The following is an 18297-nucleotide window of genomic DNA, read 5'->3' on the forward strand; positions in this document are numbered from 1 at the left end:
GCCACGACACCGCGACGACCCGCAGCGCCTGACGCCGACCCCGACGGGTGCGGCCATGACGCGCTGTCTCGTCATCGGACCCTATCTGCGCACCACCGAGGCGCGGGCCGGCACGACCCGAGCCGATGGCTCCGTGCGCCCGGACGCGGTCGGTCGCGCGCCGGAGGCCCGGCTCGCCGAGGCGACCGGGCTGGCGCGGGCGATCGATCTCGACGTGGTCGAGAGCGGCATCGTCATGCTCTCGGCGATCCGGCCCGCCACCTATCTGGGCAAGGGCAAGGTCGACGAGTTCGCCGGCCTGGTGAAGAGCCTCGAGATCGGCCTCGTGGTGATGGACTGCGCACTCTCGCCCGTGCAGCAGCGCAATCTGGAACGGGCCTGGAGCACCAAGGTGCTCGACCGCACCGGCCTGATCCTGGAGATCTTCGGCCGGCGCGCCGCGACACGTGAGGGCACGCTGCAGGTCGAGCTGGCGCATCTGACCTACCAGAAGAGCCGGCTGGTGCGCTCCTGGACCCATCTCGAACGCCAGCGCGGCGGCTTCGGCTTCCTCGGCGGCCCGGGCGAGACCCAGATCGAGACCGACCGGCGGCTCATCCAGGACCGCATCCGGCGCATCGAGCACGACCTCGAAGGGGTCAAGCGCACCCGCACGCTCCACCGCATCAGCCGCAAGCGGGTGCCGTACCCGATCGTCGCGCTGGTCGGTTACACCAATGCCGGCAAGTCGACGCTGTTCAACCGGCTGACGCGGTCCGGCGTGCTCGCCGCCGACATGCTGTTCGCCACCCTCGACCCGACGCTGCGCGCCGTCGACCTGCCGAACGGTCCGCGCGTGATCCTCTCCGACACGGTCGGCTTCATCTCGGATCTGCCGACCATGCTGGTCGCCGCCTTCCGCGCGACGCTGGAGGAGGTGATCGAGGCCGACCTGATCCTGCACGTGCGCGACGTGTCGCACGGCGACACCCAGGCGCAGTCGAAGGACGTCGATCAGGTACTCGCGGAGCTCGGCATCCCGCCGGAGGACGAGCGCATCCTCGAGGTCTGGAACAAAGTCGACCAGGTGGCGCCCGAAGAGCGCGAGCGTCTCGAGAACCTGGCCGCCCGCCGGCCCGCCGAACGGCGGCCGCGGCTCGTCTCGGCGATCGACGGGGAGGGGCTCGACGGCCTCGTCGCGACCATCGCGGAGCGCGTCGCGCGCACCCGGGTGGCGCTCACGGTCGAGGTCGACGCCGCCGACGGCGCCGCTTTGAGCTGGCTGCACCGGACCGGCGACGTGCTCGACACGACGACGTCGGACGACGGCGTCACCACGATCCATCTGCGCGTCCATCCGAGCCGAGAAGGGCAGGTGAGGGCGAAGTTCGGCGAGCGGGTGCGGGCGTCCGTCGCGAGCTGACGTCGCCACGCGAGCCAGGCGGCCGGGCGAGACATTCGGGCGGACGAGCGGCTTCGTGTCAGCCGGCGAATCTCGAACCGGGGGCCTGGGCCCCTCGACATCCTCCTCTGCCGTTCCCATATCAGGCTGATCGAAGACCCGCGCCGTGGCACTTCTGACCTTACGGTCGTGCTTCCCGCCCATCGAGGAGACGACCGTGTCGGTGACACATCCGCTTCCCATCATCCGCGAGAACGACAGGCAGCGACTCCACCGGACGGCGCCGTCGATGCGGCGGGCGCTGTCTCACGAACCGCGGGTGGCGCAGGATCGCTGCCCGGAATGTGCCGCACGCGCGCCGGTCGCTCCGTGCCGCTCGAATTACGTGTCGGGCGGCGTGATCGAGCATCATTGGGCCTGCAGCGGATGCGGGAGAGCCTGGGTCACGCGGATCGACGTCTCGCGACTTGGCGCCGCGCGTATCGCGCCTGCGCTGATCGACACGGCATCGCAATAGCGAGGTGGAAGCAATGGCGACTCTGCACAAGTATCAGCTCGGTCAACAGGTGAGGCTCGTCCACACGACCCGATTTCGGGCGACGGCCGACGGGCCCTACGAGATCACGCGCCAACTTCCTCTCGAGGACAGTGGATTCCGCTATCGCGTGAAGAGCAACAGGGAGCAGTACGAGCGCGTCGTCGGCGAGGACGAGCTCGAGCGCGCGAGCTGAGCCGGCCTGGACGCATCGATCCGGCGGTCTCGTCGGCGGTCTCGCAGCTCCGACCTCGTGAGACAGGGCCGGGCGCCGGCGACCTGCAGTCCTGCGATCAATCGACCCGGCTATCGACCCGGCTATCGGCGCTCCTCCGCCTTCGCCGCGGTCCACAGCGCATCCATCTCGTCGAGCGTGGACTCGCTCGGCGTCTTGCCGCGCTCGGCGAGCGCACGCTCGATGAAGCGGAAGCGGCGCTCGAATTTCTGATTGGTCTCTCGAAGAACGCGCTCCGGATCGGCATCGAGATGGCGCGCCAGGTTGACGACGGCGAACAAGAGATCGCCGACCTCCGCGCCGGCATGCTCACGGTCGGCGGCGTCGAGCGCCGCCTCGATCTCGTCGGTCTCCTCGCGGATCTTCGCGATGACGGCACGCGGATCGTTCCAGTCGAAGCCGACCCGGCCGGCTTTTTGCTGCAGCTTCAGGGCGCGGGTGAGGGCGGGCAGGGCGGTCGGAACCCCTCCCAGCGCGCCCTGCTCGTCGCGATCGCTGCCACGCGCCGCGCGCTCGGCCTTCTCCTCGGCCTTGATGCGCTCCCACAGGCCGGCCACCACGGCGGGCGTCTCCCCGGTGGCGTCACCGAACACATGCGGATGCCGACGCAGCATCTTCCGGGTGATCGCCAAGACGACGTCACCGAAATCGAAGGCGCCTTGCTCCTCGGCCATGCGGGCGTGAAAGACCACCTGAAGCAGCAGATCGCCGAGCTCTTCGGCGAGGTCGGGAAGATTGTTCCGCGCGATCGCGTCGGCGACCTCGTAGGCTTCCTCGATCGTGTAGGGCGCGATCGACGAAAAGTCCTGGGCGAGATCCCAGGCGCAACCGGAGCCCGGCGTGCGTAGCGCCGCCATGATCCGGAGGAGCTGCGCGATGTCGCGCGACGGCGTCAAGGCGGGGATCGTCTCGTCGGGGTCCGACATGGCGGGGTCCATCACGGCGGGGTCCATCACGGCGGAAGCGTCCGGCAGCGGATCAGGACCATCCCGATCATGCTCATCACCACTTCGTCGCGCTGGTTCAGAACCTCGACGAAGGACCGTACCAGCCCGCGATCGGGTTTCGAGCGCGACCGCTCGGCCGACACCGTGGTGACCCGAATGCGCAGGGTGTCGCCGGGCCGGACCGGCTTGTTCCAGCGCAGCTCGTCGACCCCGGGGCTGGCGAGGCTCTGGGTCGCCGTCAGCCAGCCGTCTGCGAGCATCCGCATCGTCATGGCGGCGGTGTGCCAGCCCGACGCGATCAGTCCGCCGAAGGCGCCGTGCGCGGCGGCCTCCGGATCCGTGTGCATGGTCTGCGGATCGAAGCGGCGGGCGAATTCGACGATCTCGGCTTCGGTCACCGTGACGGCGCCGTACTCGTAGGTCCGCCCGGGGACGTAGTCCTCGAAGTGGCGGTCCGCGACCGGAACCGCAAAGTCCGATTGGCTCATTCCAGACTCGTTCGACATGGCGTGTGCGGCCGGCACCATAGACGGCGGCGCGCACCGAGACGACCCCGCGATGCGCCGGTCCGACCAGCGATCCGCCGGCGCCGGCCGGCGATCGTCGGAGCGAGCCGGAATGTCTCGGCAATGTCTCGGCGCGGCCGAGGGAACCGTCCCGGCCCGTCTCCATAATTCGCATAAGACATATTATGGAAATTCATTTTGGCCCGATAAATCAGGGAGATGGCGGCTCCCGGCCGCCCAATGGCGTCGCTCCGAGGCGTCTGCGCGGTGCTTGTTTTGCCCGGCGTGTTCAAAGGCCTGCTTCCGGTCCGCGATGCCGCCGCGCGTGATGACGCTGCGCGTGATGGCGCTCGCCGGCGTCACGGCGCGCAGCGCCGACGGACATCGGCGCGCAGACCATGGATTTGCCGGCCGCCGCGACTGCGGCTCGGGTCACTGCGCTTCGGCGGATCTGTCCGGCGTCAGCCGGCGTCCTCGAGCGTGAACCCGACCTTCAGGGTCACCTGGAAATGCGCCACTTTGCCGTCCTCGATGTGGCCGCGGGTGCCGACCACCTCGAACCAGCGCATGTTGCGCAGCGTCTTGCCGGCCCGCGCGACGGCGTTGCGGATGGCGTCGTCGATGCTGTTCGGCGACGAGCCGACCAGCTCGACGAGCTTGTAGGTGTGATCCGTCATCGGTCTCGCTCCCTTGCTTCGGCGGGTGCTCGGCACGCAGCTTGTTCGGCACACGCAGGTGTTCGGCACACGGGTGTTCGGCACACGGGTGTTCGGCACGCCGGCCATCGTCGCGCCCAAAGGGAGCCCGGCGCGCGTGGCGCCGGGTCCGGAGATCAGGCGTTGAGGACGCGCCCATAGGCGTCGAGCACGGCCTCCTTCATCATCTCGGACAGGGTCGGATGCGGGAAGACCGTGTGCATCAGCTCTTCCTCGGTCGTCTCGAGGTTCATCGCGACGACGTAGCCCTGGATCAGCTCGGTCACCTCGGCGCCGACCATGTGGGCGCCGAGGAGCTGGCCGGTCGTCTTGTCGAAGATCACCTTGACGAGGCCCTGGTCCTCGCCGAGCGCGATCGCCTTGCCGTTGCCGGCGAACGGGAAGCGGCCGACCCGGATGTCGCGCCCCTGCTCTTTCGCCTTCGCCTCCGTCAGCCCGACCGAGGCGATCTGCGGCGTGCAGTAGGTGCAGCCCGGAATCTTCGCCTTGTCGAGCGGATGCGGGTGCAGACCCTTGATCGCCTCGATGCAGATGACGCCCTCGTGCTCGGCCTTGTGGGCCAGCATCGGCGGGCCGGCGACGTCGCCGATCGCGTAGACGCCCGGTACGTTGGTCTTGCCGAGCCCGTCGGTGACGATCGTGCCGCGGTCGGTCTTCACGCCGAGCTTCTCCAACCCGAGATTTTCCACGTTGCCGACGACGCCGACCGCGGAGATCACGCGATCGACCGTCAGGGTCTGAGTGCCGCCCTTGCCGTCGTCGATGGTCGCCGTGACGCTGTCGGCCTTCTTGTCGAGCTTGGTCACCTTCGCGCCGGTCAGGATCTTGAAGCCCTGCTTCTCGAACTGCTTTCGCGCGAACGCCGCGATCTCGGCGTCCTCGACGGGGAGGATCTGCGGCAGCACCTCGACGACCGTCACGTCGGCGCCCATGGTGCGGTAGAACGAGGCGAACTCGATGCCGATCGCGCCGGAGCCGACGACGAGCAGCGACTTCGGCATCGTCTCCGGCACCATCGCCTCGAAATAGGTCCACACGAGCTTGCCGTCCGGCTCGAGGCCCGGCAGCACGCGCGGTCGCGCGCCGGTCGCCACGATGATGTGCTTGGCCTGATAGCTGCCCGGACCGAGCGCGCCCTTCGGCGCCTCGGTCTTCGACGCCGCGACCGTGACCTTGCCAGGCGCGTCGATCGTGGCGGCGCCCCAGATCACCGAGACCTTGTTCTTCTTCATCAGGAAGCCGACGCCGTCGTTGAGGCGCTTCGACACGCCGCGTGAGCGCTTCACCACGGCGGCCGGATCGAACGACACGTTCTCGGCCTTCAGCCCGTAGACGTCCGGATGCTGCATGTAGTGATAGATCTCGGCCGAGCGCAGCAGCGCCTTGGTCGGGATGCAGCCCCAGTTCAGGCAGATGCCGCCGAGATGCGACTTCTCGACGATCGCGGTCTTGAAGCCGAGCTGCGCGGCGCGGATCGCCGTGACGTAGCCGCCGGGGCCGGAGCCGATGATGATGACGTCGAAGGAGGTGTCGGACATTCGCTTCTCTGGTCGGCTGGTCCTCTCCGGGCGGAGAGGCGGCCCGCCGGGAGCGGCGGGCGCTTCGGGGGGACGAATTCTCAGCGCCGTTCCAAGGCCGCGACCCGGCGCTTGATCTCTTCGATGTCGGCCTTGAGGGTTTCGATGTCGGAAGAGTTTCGGGCCGTGAGACCGAGGCCGTAGGTCAGATACCCCTCGATCGCCTCGAGCTTCTCGCCGTGATGCGCCAGGGTCTCGCCTATCGTCTCGATGCGCCGGCCGAGATCCCGCTTGGTCTCGGCGATGTCCGCCTGGATTCGCTGCAGGATCGGGATGATGGCATCGCTCGGCTCGGTCATGCCGGTCTCCGGGGGTGCACATGGTGCGACATGGGCATCGCCGCGGGCGGGTGCAACCGTTTCGTCCGCCCCGTCGCCTCGCTCACAGTGGCATGTCCTTGGCGCTCCTGACGCAGTCGGCGTTCAGCTCGGCGAAGATCGTGTCGGCGGCCTGGAAGCGGGTCGTGGCGTCGCCCGACCCGCCGCGCTCGCGGACGAGCGCCTCGAGCCGCCGCGACAGCTCCGTGTAGCGGGCCCGGATCGCCTCGTCGCGCAGATTGGCGAGATAGGTGCCCAGCGCTGCGAACTTCGCCACCGCAACCTCCGCCTCGGCCCGCTCTCGCCCGAGATCGGCGCCGGCCGGTGCGGCGCGCGCGGCGTCGGCCAAAAGACCCACGCGCACCTTCACGAGGAAATAGGCGTCGATGATCTCCTTGCAGGTCCGCATGTACTCGACGCGACCGACATTGCCCTGGATGATGCCGACGAACTTGTTGTTGAGCCAGCCGTTGTAGATCGACGTGACGAGCGACAGCACGGCGATGGCCATCGGGAAGAAGGTCACCACCACGCTCTTCACGGTGCCGCCGCCGTCGCTCATCGCCCCCGCCCTTTCAGCTTCCTTCGTGCCTCGAGCTGTGTCGCAAGCGACGCGCGATCAAACCACCATCATCACCGGGTTCTCGACGAAGCGCTTGACGGCGCCCAGGAACTCGGCGCCGAGCGCGCCGTCGACGGCGCGATGGTCGGTGGAGAGCGTGATCTTCATCTGGGTGGCGACCGCGATCGCGCCGTCCTTCACGACCGGCACCTGGGCGCCGGCGCCGACCGCCAGGATCGTCGCGTGTGGCGGGTTGATCACGGCGGCGAACTCCTCGATGCCGTACATGCCGAGATTGGACACCGCGGTGGCGCCGCCCTGATACTCCTCCGGCTTCAGCCGGCGCGCCCGCGCCCGCGTCGCAAAATCCTTCATCTCGGCCGAAATGACCGAGAGCGACTTGGTGTCGGCGTTGCGTACCACCGGCGTGATAAGGCCGCCCGGGATCGCGACCGCCACGGCGACGTCGGCGGATTTGTGCTTGAGGAGCCCCGCCTCCGTCCACGTCACGTTGGCGTCCGGCACGGTCTTGAGCCCCATCGCCAACGCCTTGATGACGAAGTCGTTGACCGACAGCTTCCAGGCGGGCTTGCCGTCCTGGTCCTTCGGGGCGGCGGCGTTGACGGCCTCGCGGGCGGCCAAGAGGCCGTCGATCGTGCAGGTGACGGTCAGGTAGAAATGGGGGATCGTCTGCTTCGCCACCTGCAGGCGCTGCGCGATGATGCGGCGCATCTGGTCGTGCGGGACGAACTCGTAGGAGCCCTCCGGATAGAGCGCCTTGATGGCCTCGTCGGAGGGGGCGAGCGCCGGCATCGGAGCCCCCGCCGGAGCGCCGGCCGGAGCCGCCGCGGCGGGCTTCAGGCCCTTGCCGCCGCGTGCCGCCTCGATGTCGCGGGCGACGACGCGCCCGTGCGGGCCCGAGCCCTCGACGCGGCCGAGATCGATGCCGGCCTCCTTGGCGAGCCGCCGGGCGAGCGGCGAGGCGAACTGCCGAGCGCCACCGTTCGCCCGAGGCGCGGCCGCCGAAGCAGAACCGACTGACGGAGCGGCAGTGGCAGGAGCCCCCTGCCCCAGCGCGGCGCTCCCTTGCGCGACGCTTTCGGCCGGCTTCGCATCGGCTTTCGGCGCCGCCGCCTTCGGCGCGTCCGCCTTGGCCCCCGCTGCGACTTGGGTGACCACCTCACCTTCGACGGCGAGCACGGCGATCGGTGCATTGACGGCGACGTCGGCCGTGCCGGCCGGCACCAGGATCCGGGCGATCGTGCCCTCGTCGACCGCCTCGTACTCCATCGTCGCCTTGTCGGTCTCGATCTCGGCGATGACGTCGCCGGAGCGCACCTTGTCGCCCTCCTTCTTGAGCCACTTGGCGAGGTTGCCCTTCTCCATCGTGGGCGAGAGCGCGGGCATCAGGATGTTGATGGGCATCGGGAGTGTCTTCCAGTTGGGCGCGACGGTCGGCGCCGGTGTCGCGGGGCGCCGTCTCGGATCGGGCGCGGCCGGGACGAGCCGGCCGCGGAACGCGGCGCGCGTCAGCGCGTCCGGGCGCGCGGCGCCGGCTTCTTCGCGACGGGCTTGGCCTTCGCCGGTGTCTTGCTCGCCTTGGCGGCGACGGGCTTCGCCGCCGGCTTCTTGGCCGGCGTCTTCGTGGCGGCCGTGGCCTTCGCCGGAGCGCGATTTCCGGCCGGGGCGGCCGCGGCCTTGCGAGCCGGCGATTTTCGCGGCGTGGCCGGGCGCGGTGGCGGCGTGTCGTCGATCTCGCGGGCACCGAGGTCGGCCGCGTAGGCCTCCTCGATCTCGGCCAGCGCCTCGGCCTCGGTGAGATCGGTCTCCAGCGAGTAGATCTGCGCGAGCTTGCGGGTGATCTCGGCAAGCACCTCGCCCCAGGTCGCGGGATCGTTGAACGCGTGACGGGCCGTGACGAACAATTCGTCGTCGATCAGCCCGGCCCGAAGGATCTCGACGCCGCCGTTGGCGAGCGCGTCCTCGGCGATCGGCAGCGCGTGGTAGAGGGAGTCGTCCTTGGAGCGGGCCATGGCGTCACCGATACGTGACGGCGCGGGCCGCTTCGACGACCTCGTCGACCGACGGCAGCGCCAGCTTCTCGAGATTGGCGGCGTAGGGCATCGGCACGTCCTTGCCGGACACGCGCGCCACCGGCGCGTCGAGCCAGTCGAAGGCGTGCTCCATGATGCGGGTGGCGATCTCGGAGGCGACGCCGGACTGCGGCCAGCATTCCTCGACGACGACGCAGCGGCCGGTCTTCTTCACCGACGCGACGATCGTCTCGGTGTCCATCGGGCGGATGGTGCGCAGGTCGATCACCTCGGCGTCGATCCCCTGCTCCGCGAGCTTCTCGGCGGCCTTCAGCGCATAGGTCATGCCGATCGACCAGGCGACCAGCGTGACGTCCTTGCCGGGGCGTGCGACGCGGGCCTTGCCGATCGGCACCAGCCAGTCGTCGACCTTGGGCACCGGGAACGACTGGCCGTAGAGGATCTCGTTCTCCAGGAAGATCACCGGATTCGGATCGCGGATCGCCGCCTTGAGGAGGCCCTTGGCGTCGGCCGCCGTGTAGGGCGCCACCACTTTGAGGCCGGGAATGTGCGAGTACCAGGACGCGTAGTCCTGGCTGTGCTGGGCACCGACGCGCGCGGCGGGCCCATTGGGCCCGCGAAAGACGATCGAGCAGCCCATCTGGCCACCCGACATGTAGAGCGTCTTGGCGGCCGAGTTGATGATCTGATCGATCGCCTGCATGGCGAAGTTGAAGGTCATGAACTCGACGATCGGCTTCAGGCCGGCGAGCGCCGCGCCGACTCCGAGGCCGGCGAAGCCGTGCTCGGTGATCGGGGTGTCGACGACACGGCTCGCGCCGAACTCCTGCAGGAGGCCCTGGGTGACCTTGTAGGCGCCCTGATACTCGGCGACCTCCTCGCCCATGACGAAGATGTCGCCGTCGCGCCGCATCTCCTCGGCCATCGCGTCGCGCAGCGCCTCGCGCACCGTCATGGTGACGAGCTCGGCGCCCTCGTGGGTCTCCTCGGCAAGCTCGGGCACGGCGGGCGCGGCCGGGACCGCGGCGGGAGCCGGCGCCGAAGCGGGGGCGGCCGCCGGCGGCGCCGACTGCGAGGCCTTGTTCTGGGCGGCCGGCGTGGCGGCGGCGCTCGCATCCTCGCCGTCGGCGACGATCACGGCGATCGGCGTGTTGACGGCGACGTCGGCGGTGCCGGCCGGCACCAGAATCTTGCCGAGCGTGCCCTCGTCGATCGCCTCGACCTCCATGGTCGCCTTGTCGGTCTCGATCTCGGCGATCACGTCGCCGGCCTTCACCTTGTCGCCCTCCTGCTTGACCCATTTGGAGAGGTTGCCCTTCTCCATCGTGGGCGAGAGAGCCGGCATCAGGATCTGGGTTGGCATGGGGGTTCGACCCTCGTTGTCCGGATGGCGCCGCGATCAGCGCAGGATGTCGGTGTAGAGCTCGGAGGCGTCCGGCTCCGGATCGTAGGTCGCGAACTCGGCGGCCTCGTTGACGATCTTGCGCACGTCCGCGTCCATCGCCTTGAGCGCGTCCTCGTCGGCCCAGCCATGGGCGAGGATGCGGGCGCGCGACTGCTCGATCGGATCGCTCTCGATCCGGACCTTCTCGACCTCCTCGCGGGTGCGGTACTTGGCCGGATCGGACATCGAATGGCCGCGATACCGGTAGGTCTTCATCTCCAGAATGTACGGCCCCTGCCCGCTGCGGCAGTATTCGAGCACGCGGTCGCCGGCGGCCTTGACGGCGCGCACGTCCATGCCGTCGACCAGCTCGCCCGGAATGTTGAACGAGGCGCCGCGCTTGGAGAGATCGACCTGGGCCGAGGCGCGCTGCACCGACGTGCCCATGGCGTAGCGGTTGTTCTCGATGATGTAGACGACGGGCAGCTTCCACAGCGCCGCCATGTTGAAGCTCTCGTAGACCTGGCCCTGGTTGGCGGCGCCGTCGCCGAAATAGGTCAGGCAGACGTTCCCGTTCTCACGATACTTGTTGGCGAAGGCGAGCCCGGTGCCGAGCGACACCTGGGCGCCGACGATGCCGTGGCCGCCGTAGAAATGCTTCTCGCGGCTGAACATGTGCATCGAGCCGCCCTTGCCTTTGGAGTAGCCGCCGCGCCGTCCGGTCAGCTCCGCCATCACGCCGCGCGGATCCATGCCGCAGGCGAGCATGTGGCCGTGGTCGCGATAGCCGGTGATGACTTGGTCGCCCTCCTTCATGGCGAGCTGCATGCCCACCACGACGGCCTCCTGGCCGATGTAGAGATGGCAGAAGCCGCCGATGAGCCCCATCCCGTACAGCTGGCCGGACTTCTCCTCGAAGCGGCGGATCAGCAGCATGTCGCGATACGCTTTCAGATCCGCGTCGCGGCCGAGCTCCTGCACGGGAGAAGCATCTATGGGCAGGATCGACGGCCGGCTGGTCGGCGCAGGCGTGTCGGCGACTTTCTTTTGGGAAGCCATCGTGACCTCGGGGTGTGGCGACGAACGATCAACCCCATAGCCGAATTCGGGACGCTACGAAAGGACGGTCCGGACGTCGAAACCTGTGCTGATTTTTCATATGTGGCTTGGGCTTGCAGGGAGCAAGCCATGCCACCACCGACCGCCGTGGCGGATCAGCGCGGCTTGACGATCATCACGATGTCGCGGCGATCGACATAGTTGAGCAGCGACCGCGCCCGCTCGTCCAGCAGGTCGGGATCCAGGCTTTCGGATTTCAGCAGCGCGACGCGCCGCTGCCAGACCTCGCGCTCCGCCTTCGCAACTGCGAGATCGGCGGTCAGCTCGGCGATCTGGGCATCGAGATCCTTGCGCGCGTTGATGCCGCGGTTGCCCGTGTAGGCGTTGATTCCGAAATAGCCGATCATCAGCGATGCCAGCACGTAAAGGCAGAGCGCCGTGACGATCGATCTTATACGCGGACGCGACACCATGATGGGCTCATAGGGCGCCGCTTCCGTTAAAATGCGGTTTAATCCGTGCCGGAACGGCAGAAAGCCGGCGCAAAGCGCCGGCTTTCGTGTCTTTTCGGTCGCTGAAGCGGCCGCGTCGTGCGGATCGGATCAGGCCAGCGCCTTGAGGGCGCCACGGCCGGCATAGACCGCCTGGCTGCCGAGCTCCTCCTCGATGCGCAGGAGCTGGTTGTACTTGGCGATCCGGTCCGAGCGGGCGAGCGAGCCGGTCTTGATCTGCCCGCAGTTCGTCGCGACCGCCAGATCCGCGATGGTCGAATCCTCGGTCTCGCCCGAGCGGTGCGACATCACGGCCGTGTAGCCGGCCTTGTGGGCCATCTCGACGGCGGCGAGCGTCTCGGTGAGCGAGCCGATCTGGTTGACCTTCACCAGGATCGAGTTGCCGATGCCCTTCTTGATGCCCTGTGAGAGGCGTGTGACGTTGGTGACGAAGAGGTCGTCGCCGACGAGCTGCACCTTCGAGCCGATGGCGTCGGTGAGCGCCTTCCAGCCCTCCCAGTCGTCCTCCGCCATGCCATCCTCGATGGTGATGATCGGGTAGCGGGCCACGAGGTCGGCCAAGTACTTCACCTGCTCGTCGCGGGAGCGCTTCTTGCCTTCGCCCTCATAGTGATAGGCGCCGTCCTTGAAGAACTCGGTGGAGGCACAGTCGAGGCCGATAGAAACGTCCTGCCCGGCCTTGTAGCCGGCCTTCTCGATCGCCTTGACGACGAAGTCGAGCGCCGCGTCGGCCGACGGCAGGTTCGGCGCGAAGCCGCCCTCGTCGCCCACGTTGGTGTTGTGGCCGGCCGCCTTGAGGCCCGCCTTGAGGACGTGGAAGATCTCGGCGCCGGTGCGCAACGCCTCGGCGAAGCTCGCCGCGCCGACCGGCATGATCATGAATTCCTGGAAATCGATCGGGTTGTCCGCGTGTACGCCGCCGTTGACGATGTTCATCATCGGGACGGGGAGGACGCGGGCCGAGGTGCCGCCGACATAGCGGTAGAGCGGCAGGCCCTTGGCCGTGGCGGCCGCCTTGGCGACGGCAAGCGAAACGCCGAGGATCGCGTTGGCGCCGAGGCGCGCCTTGTTGGGCGTGCCGTCGAGCTTGATCATCGTGTCGTCGATGAGCACCTGCTCCTCGGCGTCGAAGCCCGAGATGGCGTCGTAGATCTCGCCGTTGACGGCCTCGACCGCCTTGGCCACCCCCTTGCCGGAATAGCGCGACTTGTCGCCGTCGCGCAGCTCGACGGCCTCGTGGGCGCCGGTCGAGGCGCCGGACGGCACTGCGGCCCGGCCTTTGGAGCCGTCGTCGAGCACCACGTCGACCTCGACGGTCGGATTGCCGCGACTATCGAGAATCTCGCGGCCGATTATGTCCACGATGGCGGTCATCAATGGCTCCCGCATGGCTTGTCTGGGGGGTGCAGGTGTCTTAACAGGCCGAACCGTACCGGCCAAGCGTCCTCGGCGCATGCCGCGGCATCATGCTCGATGCTCGCGCACGCCGAGCCATCATGGTCGCCCCGCGCGACCGGAGAACGACATGCCTCGCTCCCCCCGCCCGCCGTCCGGCCGCCGCGCCGCCGCGGCCCCGCTGCAGCTCGGAACCCCGACCCCGATCCCCGTTTCGCCCGCGACGGCGACGCTCGATCGGGTGCCGAACCCGCATGCCGACACGCCCTATGTGGCGCGCTTCACGTTCCCCGAGTTCACCTCGCTGTGCCCGGTGACGGGCCAGCCGGACTTCGCGACCCTGGTCATCGACTACGTCCCGGCCGCCTGGCTGGTCGAATCGAAATCCTTGAAGCTGTATCTCAACAGCTTCCGCAACCACGGTTCATTTCACGAGGATTGCACCGTGGCGATCGGCAAGCGGCTGGTCGGTGCCCTGAAGCCGCGCTGGCTGCGGATCGGCGGTTACTTCTATCCGCGCGGCGGCATGCCGATCGACGTGTTCTTCCAGGCCGGGAAGCTGCCGGCCGGCGTCTGGGTGCCGGACCAAGGGGTTCCCACCTACCGGGGGCGCGGCTGAGGCGCCGCCGCGGCAGCCAGCGCGGCGAGCAGCGATCGGATCTCGCCGCCCGGGTCCGCGGCCCGCATCACGGCGCCCATCACGGCGACGCCGGCCGCTCCGGCCGCGACCAGGTCCGGGACGGCCGCCGCCGTGACGCCGCCGATCGCCAGGACCGGGACCGCCGCAACGGCCGCGACGGCGCCGACGCCGGCCGGGCCGAGCGGCGGGCCGTAGCCGGGCTTGCTGGCCGTGGCGAAGGCCGGGCCGGCGACCGCCCAGGCGACGAGGTCGGGGTCGAGCCGCGCCGCCTCGGCCGGCGCATGCACCGAGACGCCGATCAGCCCCGTCGGCCCGAACAGGTCGCGGGCGGGTCGAGCGTCGGACCCGCCGCGCAGATGCACGCCGGCGAGGCCGGCGGCGCGCGCGACCTCCGGTCGGCCGTGCAGCACCAGGGTCGCGCCGTGCCGTTCTGCGATCGGCGATAGCTCTTGTGCCAAGGCAACTTGCGCGGGTTCGCTCAGATCGTTCTCGCGGATGCTGGCGAACCGGCACCCGGCCGCGAAGGCCGCTTCCAGGATCTCGGCCAGCGGCCGCGCCGCCTGCCGCCGGTCGGTGACCAGCAGTAGTGGCGCCGGCAGCCGGCCGAAACACTCCAGCGCCGTCATGGCGGGGCTCGTCCCGGCCATCCACGTCCTTCCTGCCCCGACGCGCGGCCGACGATCGCGGATGGCCGGCAATAGGCCGGCCATGACGAGCGACGGCCGTGTGTCGAACGCCTCACGTTCCGACCAGGCCGAGCTGCGGGCTCGACGGCTCGGCGTAGCGTTTCCGCGGGATGCGCCCGGCGCGCGACGCCAGCCGCCCCGCCTCGACGCCGGCCCGCATGGCGGCGGCCATCCGGACCGGGTCGTTCGCCTTCGACACCGCCGTGTTGAGCAGCACGGCCGCGCAGCCGAGCTCCATGGCGAGCGCCGCCTCCGACGCCGTGCCGATGCCGGCGTCGAGCACCACCGGCACGGGCGAGCGGGCGCAGATCGTCTCGATCATCACCGGGTTGCAGATGCCGAGCCCGGAGCCGATCGGCGCCCCGAGCGGCATCACGGCCGCGGCGCCCACATCGGCGAGCTTGCGGCAGGTGATCGGGTCGTCGTTGCAGTACGGCAGAACCGTGAAGCCGGCGGCGACCAGCGTCTCGGTCGCTCGCAGGAGTTCCTCCACGTCGGGATAGAGGAGCTCACGGTCGCCGATGACCTCGAGCTTGATCCAGTCGGTGCCGAGCGCCTCGCGGGCCAGCTCGGCGGTCAGCACGGCGTCGCGGGCCGTCTGGCACCCGGCCGTGTTGGGCAGGAAATGCGCCTTGTCGCCGATCAGGTCGACCAGGCTCTCCTCCTCGCCGGCGAGGCTGATCCTTCGGATCGCCGCCGTCACCATTTCGGTGCCGCTCGCCGCGACGGCGTCGAGCATCACGGTGCGGTTCGGATAGCCGGCCGTGCCGAGGAACAGGCGCGACGTGAAGGTCCGCCCGGCGATCACCAGCGGGTCGGCAACCTTGGTCTCCGGGATCTCGGCCTCTCGGGTCTTCGTGTCGATGCTCATGTCAGCCTCCGGGCCTCGCCCGCACGATCTCGACGGCGTCGCCGCTCGCGAGCGCCGCGGTAGCCCAGGCGGCGCGCGGCACCACCCGTCCGTTGACGGCGACCGCGATGCCGCGGGTGCCGGTGGCGATGTCCTTCTCGGCCAGCAGTGCCGCGATCGTCGTCGCGGTGCGCGGCTCGGCGGCGCCGTTCACTGTGATGGTGTCCCTCGGATTGGTCTCTTCGGCGCCGTAGGACGCTGTTGCTGTATCGGCCATGTCTCTGTTCCTCGTGCGGGTCAGGCCGCGGCCTTGGTCGAAAACCGCTCCATGCCGAACGCGGCGATGGCCGGATCGGTCCCCTCGCCCGCCACCAGCCGCGCGACGGCGTCGGCCGTCACCGGGGCCAGCAGAATGCCGTTGCGATGGTGGCCGGTGGCGTAGACGAGCCCCGGCACCTCGGAGGCGCCGAGGATCGGCGCGTCGTCGCGGCTGCCCGGCCGATGGCCGACGACCGTGTCGACGATCGGCAGCTCCTCGATCGCCGGCAGCACCCGCCACGCCGCCTCCAGCAACGCGAAGAGGCCGCCGGCCGTGATCGCCGTGTCGAACCCCTTCTCCTCGACGGTCGCGCCGAGGATCAGATGGCCGTCGCGCCGCGGCACCAGATAGCAGCCCGGCGCCCACAGAACGTGAGTCAGCAGCGGCGCCGCCGCATCCATCGTCAGGACGATCACCTGCCCCTTGATCGGCCGCACCGGCGGGCGGGCGGCGGGAGGCACGCCCTCGATGCCGCGCGACCAGGCCCCGGCGGCCAGCACCACGGTGCCGGCGGCAACGCGGGTGCCGTCGGTCAGCTCCACCCCGGTGGCACGGCCGTTCTCGACGACGATGCGCACGACCGCGGTGTGCGGCCGCAGCGTCACGCCCGCGCGCTCGGCGGCCCGAACGAGCGCGGTGGTGAGCGACCGGGTCGCGACCTGATGGTCCTCGGGGCTGAACACGGCTCCGCTGATCCCGGCCGCGAGATGCGGCTCGCGCCGGCGCGCCTCCGCCGGCGTCAGCCAGTCGAGGGTCAGGCCGAGGCTCGTCTGGAATGCGTGATGATGCAGGAGACGGGCGCGCTCGTCGGCGGTCGGCGCCACCACCAAGGTGCCTTCGGTGCGCAGCTCGACGTCGATGCCGGTCGTCTCCAGAAGCTCGGCCGCGAAGCCGGGCCACAGGGCTTGCGCGTGCCGACCGAGCCTGACCAGCGCCTCCTCGCCGGGCTCCGCCTCGGCGCAGGCGGCCAACATGCCGCCGGCGACCCAGCTCGCCGCGGCGCCGAGGGCGCCCTTGTCGAGCACCGTGACGGCGAGGCCGCGCTGCGCCAGTCGCCAGGCGATGCCCAGGCCGCAAACCCCGGCCCCGATGATCACGACATCGGGCACGCGCGCCTGCGCGCCGTCATGCACCGGCGCGGCGGTGGACTCGGAATACGGACGTGACTCTGCTGCCATCGGCGGCTCCCTTCGCTGGCATGACCCAGACAGGTTCAGTGGGTGTGATCTCAGCCGCGCACCGGCGCGGCACCCCAGGCCGTGAGGGAATGATGGACGATCCGGGCCGCCGCCGCAAGAGCGGAGCGGCAAGGCGCGATCGCGATGGGTCGCACAAGCGCGACCTGGGAACGTCCGACGATCAGGTCTCGCGTGGGCCGGCCGGCTGCGGCTTCGCCGGCCGCCGTAAGTATACGGCGCACATCAATCCGGTGCCGAGCAGCATCAGACCGGCAATCGTGCTGGTGGCGGACACGCCGACATGATCGAAGCCGGTGCGATAGACGACCGGGCCGAGCGCCTGGCCGAGGAAGAACGAGCACCCGTGCATGGCGACCGCGGTGCCGCGTGCCGACGGCGCGAGCTCGGTCACATAGACCTGGATGACGCCGTGCAGCGAGTAGAAGCCGAGCCCTATCACCATGAAGATCATGAACTCGACCGGCCAGGCGAAGCCGAGCGTCACCGCGGCGAGGCCGATCGCCATCAGGGCGCCGCCGCCGCGCATCAGGCCGCGCTCGCCGAGCCGGCGCAGCAGCACCGAGATCAGGCCCGAATAGAGAAACCCGCCGACCGCGAAGCCGGCGATCACCACGCCGGCGATCGCGGCGCGCCCCTCGCCGCGTCCCGCGAGCAGCGCCGCGACGAACGGGAACAGCCCGTGCAGGAACGTGCCCTCCAGGAACACGGCCAGGAAGCAGATCTTCGCCAGCGGATTCCGGAACACGGCGCGATAGCCGCGCACGATGGTCGTCATCTCGAAGCGGCTGCGCACATCGATCGCGAGCCCGCGAAAGCCGATCTGCACGGCGGCGAGGGCGACGACCGCGATCGCGGCGACCAGCGCGAAGACGCCGCGCCAGCCGACCGTGTCGGCGATCAGCCCGGCGAGCGGCGAACCGAGCACGTTGCCCGCCATCGCCGCGGCGAGCAGCCGACTGAAGGCGATCTGGCGCTTGGCGACCGGCACCAGATCGCCGCCGATCGCGAGCGCGATCGGGAAGATGCCGCCCGACACCATGCCGACCAGCACGCGCGAGCCGAACAACGTCGGAAAGTCCGGCGCCAAGGCGCCGAGGAAGCCGGCGAAGATGCTGAGCACCAGGCAGAGCTTCAGCACCAGAACCTTGCCGACCGTGTCCCCGAGGCTGCCGAGCACCGGCTGGGCGAGCGCATAGGGCAGCGCATAGGCGGTGGAGAGCAGCGCGACCGTGCGCACGTCCATCTGCAGGCCGGTGGCGATCTGCGGGATCACCGGATCGATGGCGCGCATGAACAGGCTGGTCGAGAACAGCGCCAGCGCGACCACCGCCAGCACCCGTCCGGTCCCCGGCGGGTCGGCACTGTCGTCGCGGGCGGGAGAGCTCATGCGCGGTGTTGTACAGCACCGCATCGCCGCGACAAG

Annotated in this window: 20 protein-coding genes, 1 pseudogene and 1 riboswitch; of the genes and pseudogenes, 4 read left to right on the plus strand and 17 right to left on the minus strand. The window is 69.7% G+C overall.

Translation table 11 applies throughout. The features are described 5' to 3' along the window. The first annotated feature begins 55 nt into the window (after nucleotides 1-55). The 3 genes from hflX (at nucleotide 56) to ACFSOX_RS01200 (ending at nucleotide 2112) form a co-directional block, all read left to right on the plus strand. Entirely contained in the window at nucleotides 56-1402 is a 1347-nt protein-coding gene (hflX, locus tag ACFSOX_RS01190) for a GTPase HflX (protein ID WP_378475963.1), read from the plus strand. A 145-nt stretch (nucleotides 1403-1547) separates the two neighbouring features. Then, nucleotides 1548-1898, plus strand: coding sequence for a hypothetical protein (locus tag ACFSOX_RS01195; protein ID WP_378475964.1), 351 nt, complete (start codon nucleotides 1548-1550; stop codon nucleotides 1896-1898). A 13-nt stretch (nucleotides 1899-1911) separates the two neighbouring features. After that, the gene (locus tag ACFSOX_RS01200) at nucleotides 1912-2112 is read left to right on the plus strand and encodes a hypothetical protein (RefSeq protein ID WP_378475965.1); all 201 of its coding nucleotides are present in this window, start codon (nucleotides 1912-1914) and stop codon (nucleotides 2110-2112) included. A 122-nt stretch (nucleotides 2113-2234) separates the two neighbouring features. Here the strand turns inward: ACFSOX_RS01200 and mazG are convergent, their stop codons facing one another. The 12 genes and pseudogenes from mazG to eno all read right to left on the minus strand — a co-directional run bounded on the left by mazG (nucleotide 2235) and on the right by eno (nucleotide 13159). Next, the gene (gene mazG / locus ACFSOX_RS01205) at nucleotides 2235-3047 is read right to left on the minus strand and encodes a nucleoside triphosphate pyrophosphohydrolase (protein ID WP_378476094.1); all 813 of its coding nucleotides are present in this window, start codon (nucleotides 3045-3047) and stop codon (nucleotides 2235-2237) included. Between the two features lie 56 nt (nucleotides 3048-3103). Beyond that, the gene (locus tag ACFSOX_RS01210; protein ID WP_378475966.1) at nucleotides 3104-3586 is read right to left on the minus strand and encodes a MaoC family dehydratase; all 483 of its coding nucleotides are present in this window, start codon (nucleotides 3584-3586) and stop codon (nucleotides 3104-3106) included. 479 nt (nucleotides 3587-4065) lie between these two features. Then, nucleotides 4066-4281 (minus strand): dodecin, encoded by a 216-nt coding sequence (locus tag ACFSOX_RS01215; RefSeq protein ID WP_378475967.1) that lies wholly within the window; start codon nucleotides 4279-4281, stop codon nucleotides 4066-4068. 155 nt (nucleotides 4282-4436) lie between these two features. Continuing rightward, nucleotides 4437-5858, minus strand: a complete 1422-nt coding sequence (lpdA, locus tag ACFSOX_RS01220) for a dihydrolipoyl dehydrogenase (RefSeq protein ID WP_378475968.1) — start codon at nucleotides 5856-5858, stop codon at nucleotides 4437-4439. A gap of 80 nt (nucleotides 5859-5938) precedes the next feature. Next, nucleotides 5939-6196: a hypothetical protein gene (locus ACFSOX_RS01225; protein WP_378475969.1), complete on the minus strand. Its 258-nt coding sequence runs from the start codon at nucleotides 6194-6196 to the stop codon at nucleotides 5939-5941. An 82-nt stretch (nucleotides 6197-6278) separates the two neighbouring features. Next, complete coding sequence (locus ACFSOX_RS01230) at nucleotides 6279-6776, minus strand: hypothetical protein (protein WP_378475970.1); 498 nt, start codon at nucleotides 6774-6776, stop codon at nucleotides 6279-6281. A gap of 57 nt (nucleotides 6777-6833) precedes the next feature. Then, nucleotides 6834-8201 (minus strand): pyruvate dehydrogenase complex dihydrolipoamide acetyltransferase, encoded by a 1368-nt coding sequence (locus ACFSOX_RS01235; RefSeq protein WP_378475971.1) that lies wholly within the window; start codon nucleotides 8199-8201, stop codon nucleotides 6834-6836. A gap of 104 nt (nucleotides 8202-8305) precedes the next feature. Beyond that, nucleotides 8306-8809, minus strand: a complete 504-nt coding sequence (locus ACFSOX_RS01240) for a DUF5076 domain-containing protein (protein ID WP_378475972.1) — start codon at nucleotides 8807-8809, stop codon at nucleotides 8306-8308. Nucleotides 8810-8813: 4 nt separating this feature from the next. Beyond that, complete coding sequence (locus tag ACFSOX_RS01245) at nucleotides 8814-10193, minus strand: pyruvate dehydrogenase complex E1 component subunit beta (protein WP_378475973.1); 1380 nt, start codon at nucleotides 10191-10193, stop codon at nucleotides 8814-8816. Between the two features lie 36 nt (nucleotides 10194-10229). Next, nucleotides 10230-11180: pseudogene (gene pdhA / locus ACFSOX_RS01250) on the minus strand (pyruvate dehydrogenase (acetyl-transferring) E1 component subunit alpha); the annotation flags it as partial. A gap of 248 nt (nucleotides 11181-11428) precedes the next feature. Then, the gene (locus ACFSOX_RS01255) at nucleotides 11429-11746 is read right to left on the minus strand and encodes an FtsB family cell division protein (RefSeq protein WP_378475974.1); all 318 of its coding nucleotides are present in this window, start codon (nucleotides 11744-11746) and stop codon (nucleotides 11429-11431) included. A gap of 129 nt (nucleotides 11747-11875) precedes the next feature. After that, complete coding sequence (gene eno / locus ACFSOX_RS01260) at nucleotides 11876-13159, minus strand: phosphopyruvate hydratase (protein ID WP_378475975.1); 1284 nt, start codon at nucleotides 13157-13159, stop codon at nucleotides 11876-11878. Between the two features lie 151 nt (nucleotides 13160-13310). Here eno and queF point away from each other — a divergent pair, with 151 nt between their 5' ends. After that, nucleotides 13311-13799, plus strand: a complete 489-nt coding sequence (gene queF, locus ACFSOX_RS01265; protein WP_378475976.1) for a preQ(1) synthase — start codon at nucleotides 13311-13313, stop codon at nucleotides 13797-13799. On the opposite strand, the gene ACFSOX_RS01270 is transcribed toward queF, so the two are convergent. From ACFSOX_RS01270 to ACFSOX_RS01290, 5 genes are all read right to left on the minus strand, one after another. After that, nucleotides 13781-14467, minus strand: coding sequence for a thiamine phosphate synthase (locus ACFSOX_RS01270; protein ID WP_378475977.1), 687 nt, complete (start codon nucleotides 14465-14467; stop codon nucleotides 13781-13783). The genes queF and ACFSOX_RS01270 overlap by 19 nt on opposite strands. A gap of 91 nt (nucleotides 14468-14558) precedes the next feature. Further along, nucleotides 14559-15377, minus strand: coding sequence for a thiazole synthase (gene thiG, locus ACFSOX_RS01275; RefSeq protein WP_378475978.1), 819 nt, complete (start codon nucleotides 15375-15377; stop codon nucleotides 14559-14561). Nucleotide 15378: 1 nt separating this feature from the next. Then, a complete protein-coding gene (gene thiS, locus ACFSOX_RS01280) occupies nucleotides 15379-15633 on the minus strand; it encodes a sulfur carrier protein ThiS (RefSeq protein WP_378475979.1) in 255 nt (84 codons plus the stop codon). Between the two features lie 20 nt (nucleotides 15634-15653). Further along, nucleotides 15654-16853 carry a glycine oxidase ThiO gene (gene thiO / locus ACFSOX_RS01285; RefSeq protein ID WP_378475980.1) on the minus strand — a complete coding sequence of 400 codons (1200 nt, stop codon included), beginning with the start codon at nucleotides 16851-16853 and terminating at the stop codon, nucleotides 15654-15656. After that, nucleotides 16844-16941, minus strand: a riboswitch (TPP riboswitch). (Overlaps the previous gene by 10 nt.) 93 nt (nucleotides 16942-17034) lie before the next feature. After that, a complete protein-coding gene (locus ACFSOX_RS01290; RefSeq protein ID WP_378475981.1) occupies nucleotides 17035-18261 on the minus strand; it encodes an MFS transporter in 1227 nt (408 codons plus the stop codon). Nucleotides 18262-18297: the final 36 nt, after the last annotated feature.

It is taken from the genome of Rhodoplanes azumiensis (assembly GCF_042682915.1).
In the GTDB taxonomy this organism is placed as follows: domain Bacteria; phylum Pseudomonadota; class Alphaproteobacteria; order Rhizobiales; family Xanthobacteraceae; genus Rhodoplanes; species Rhodoplanes azumiensis.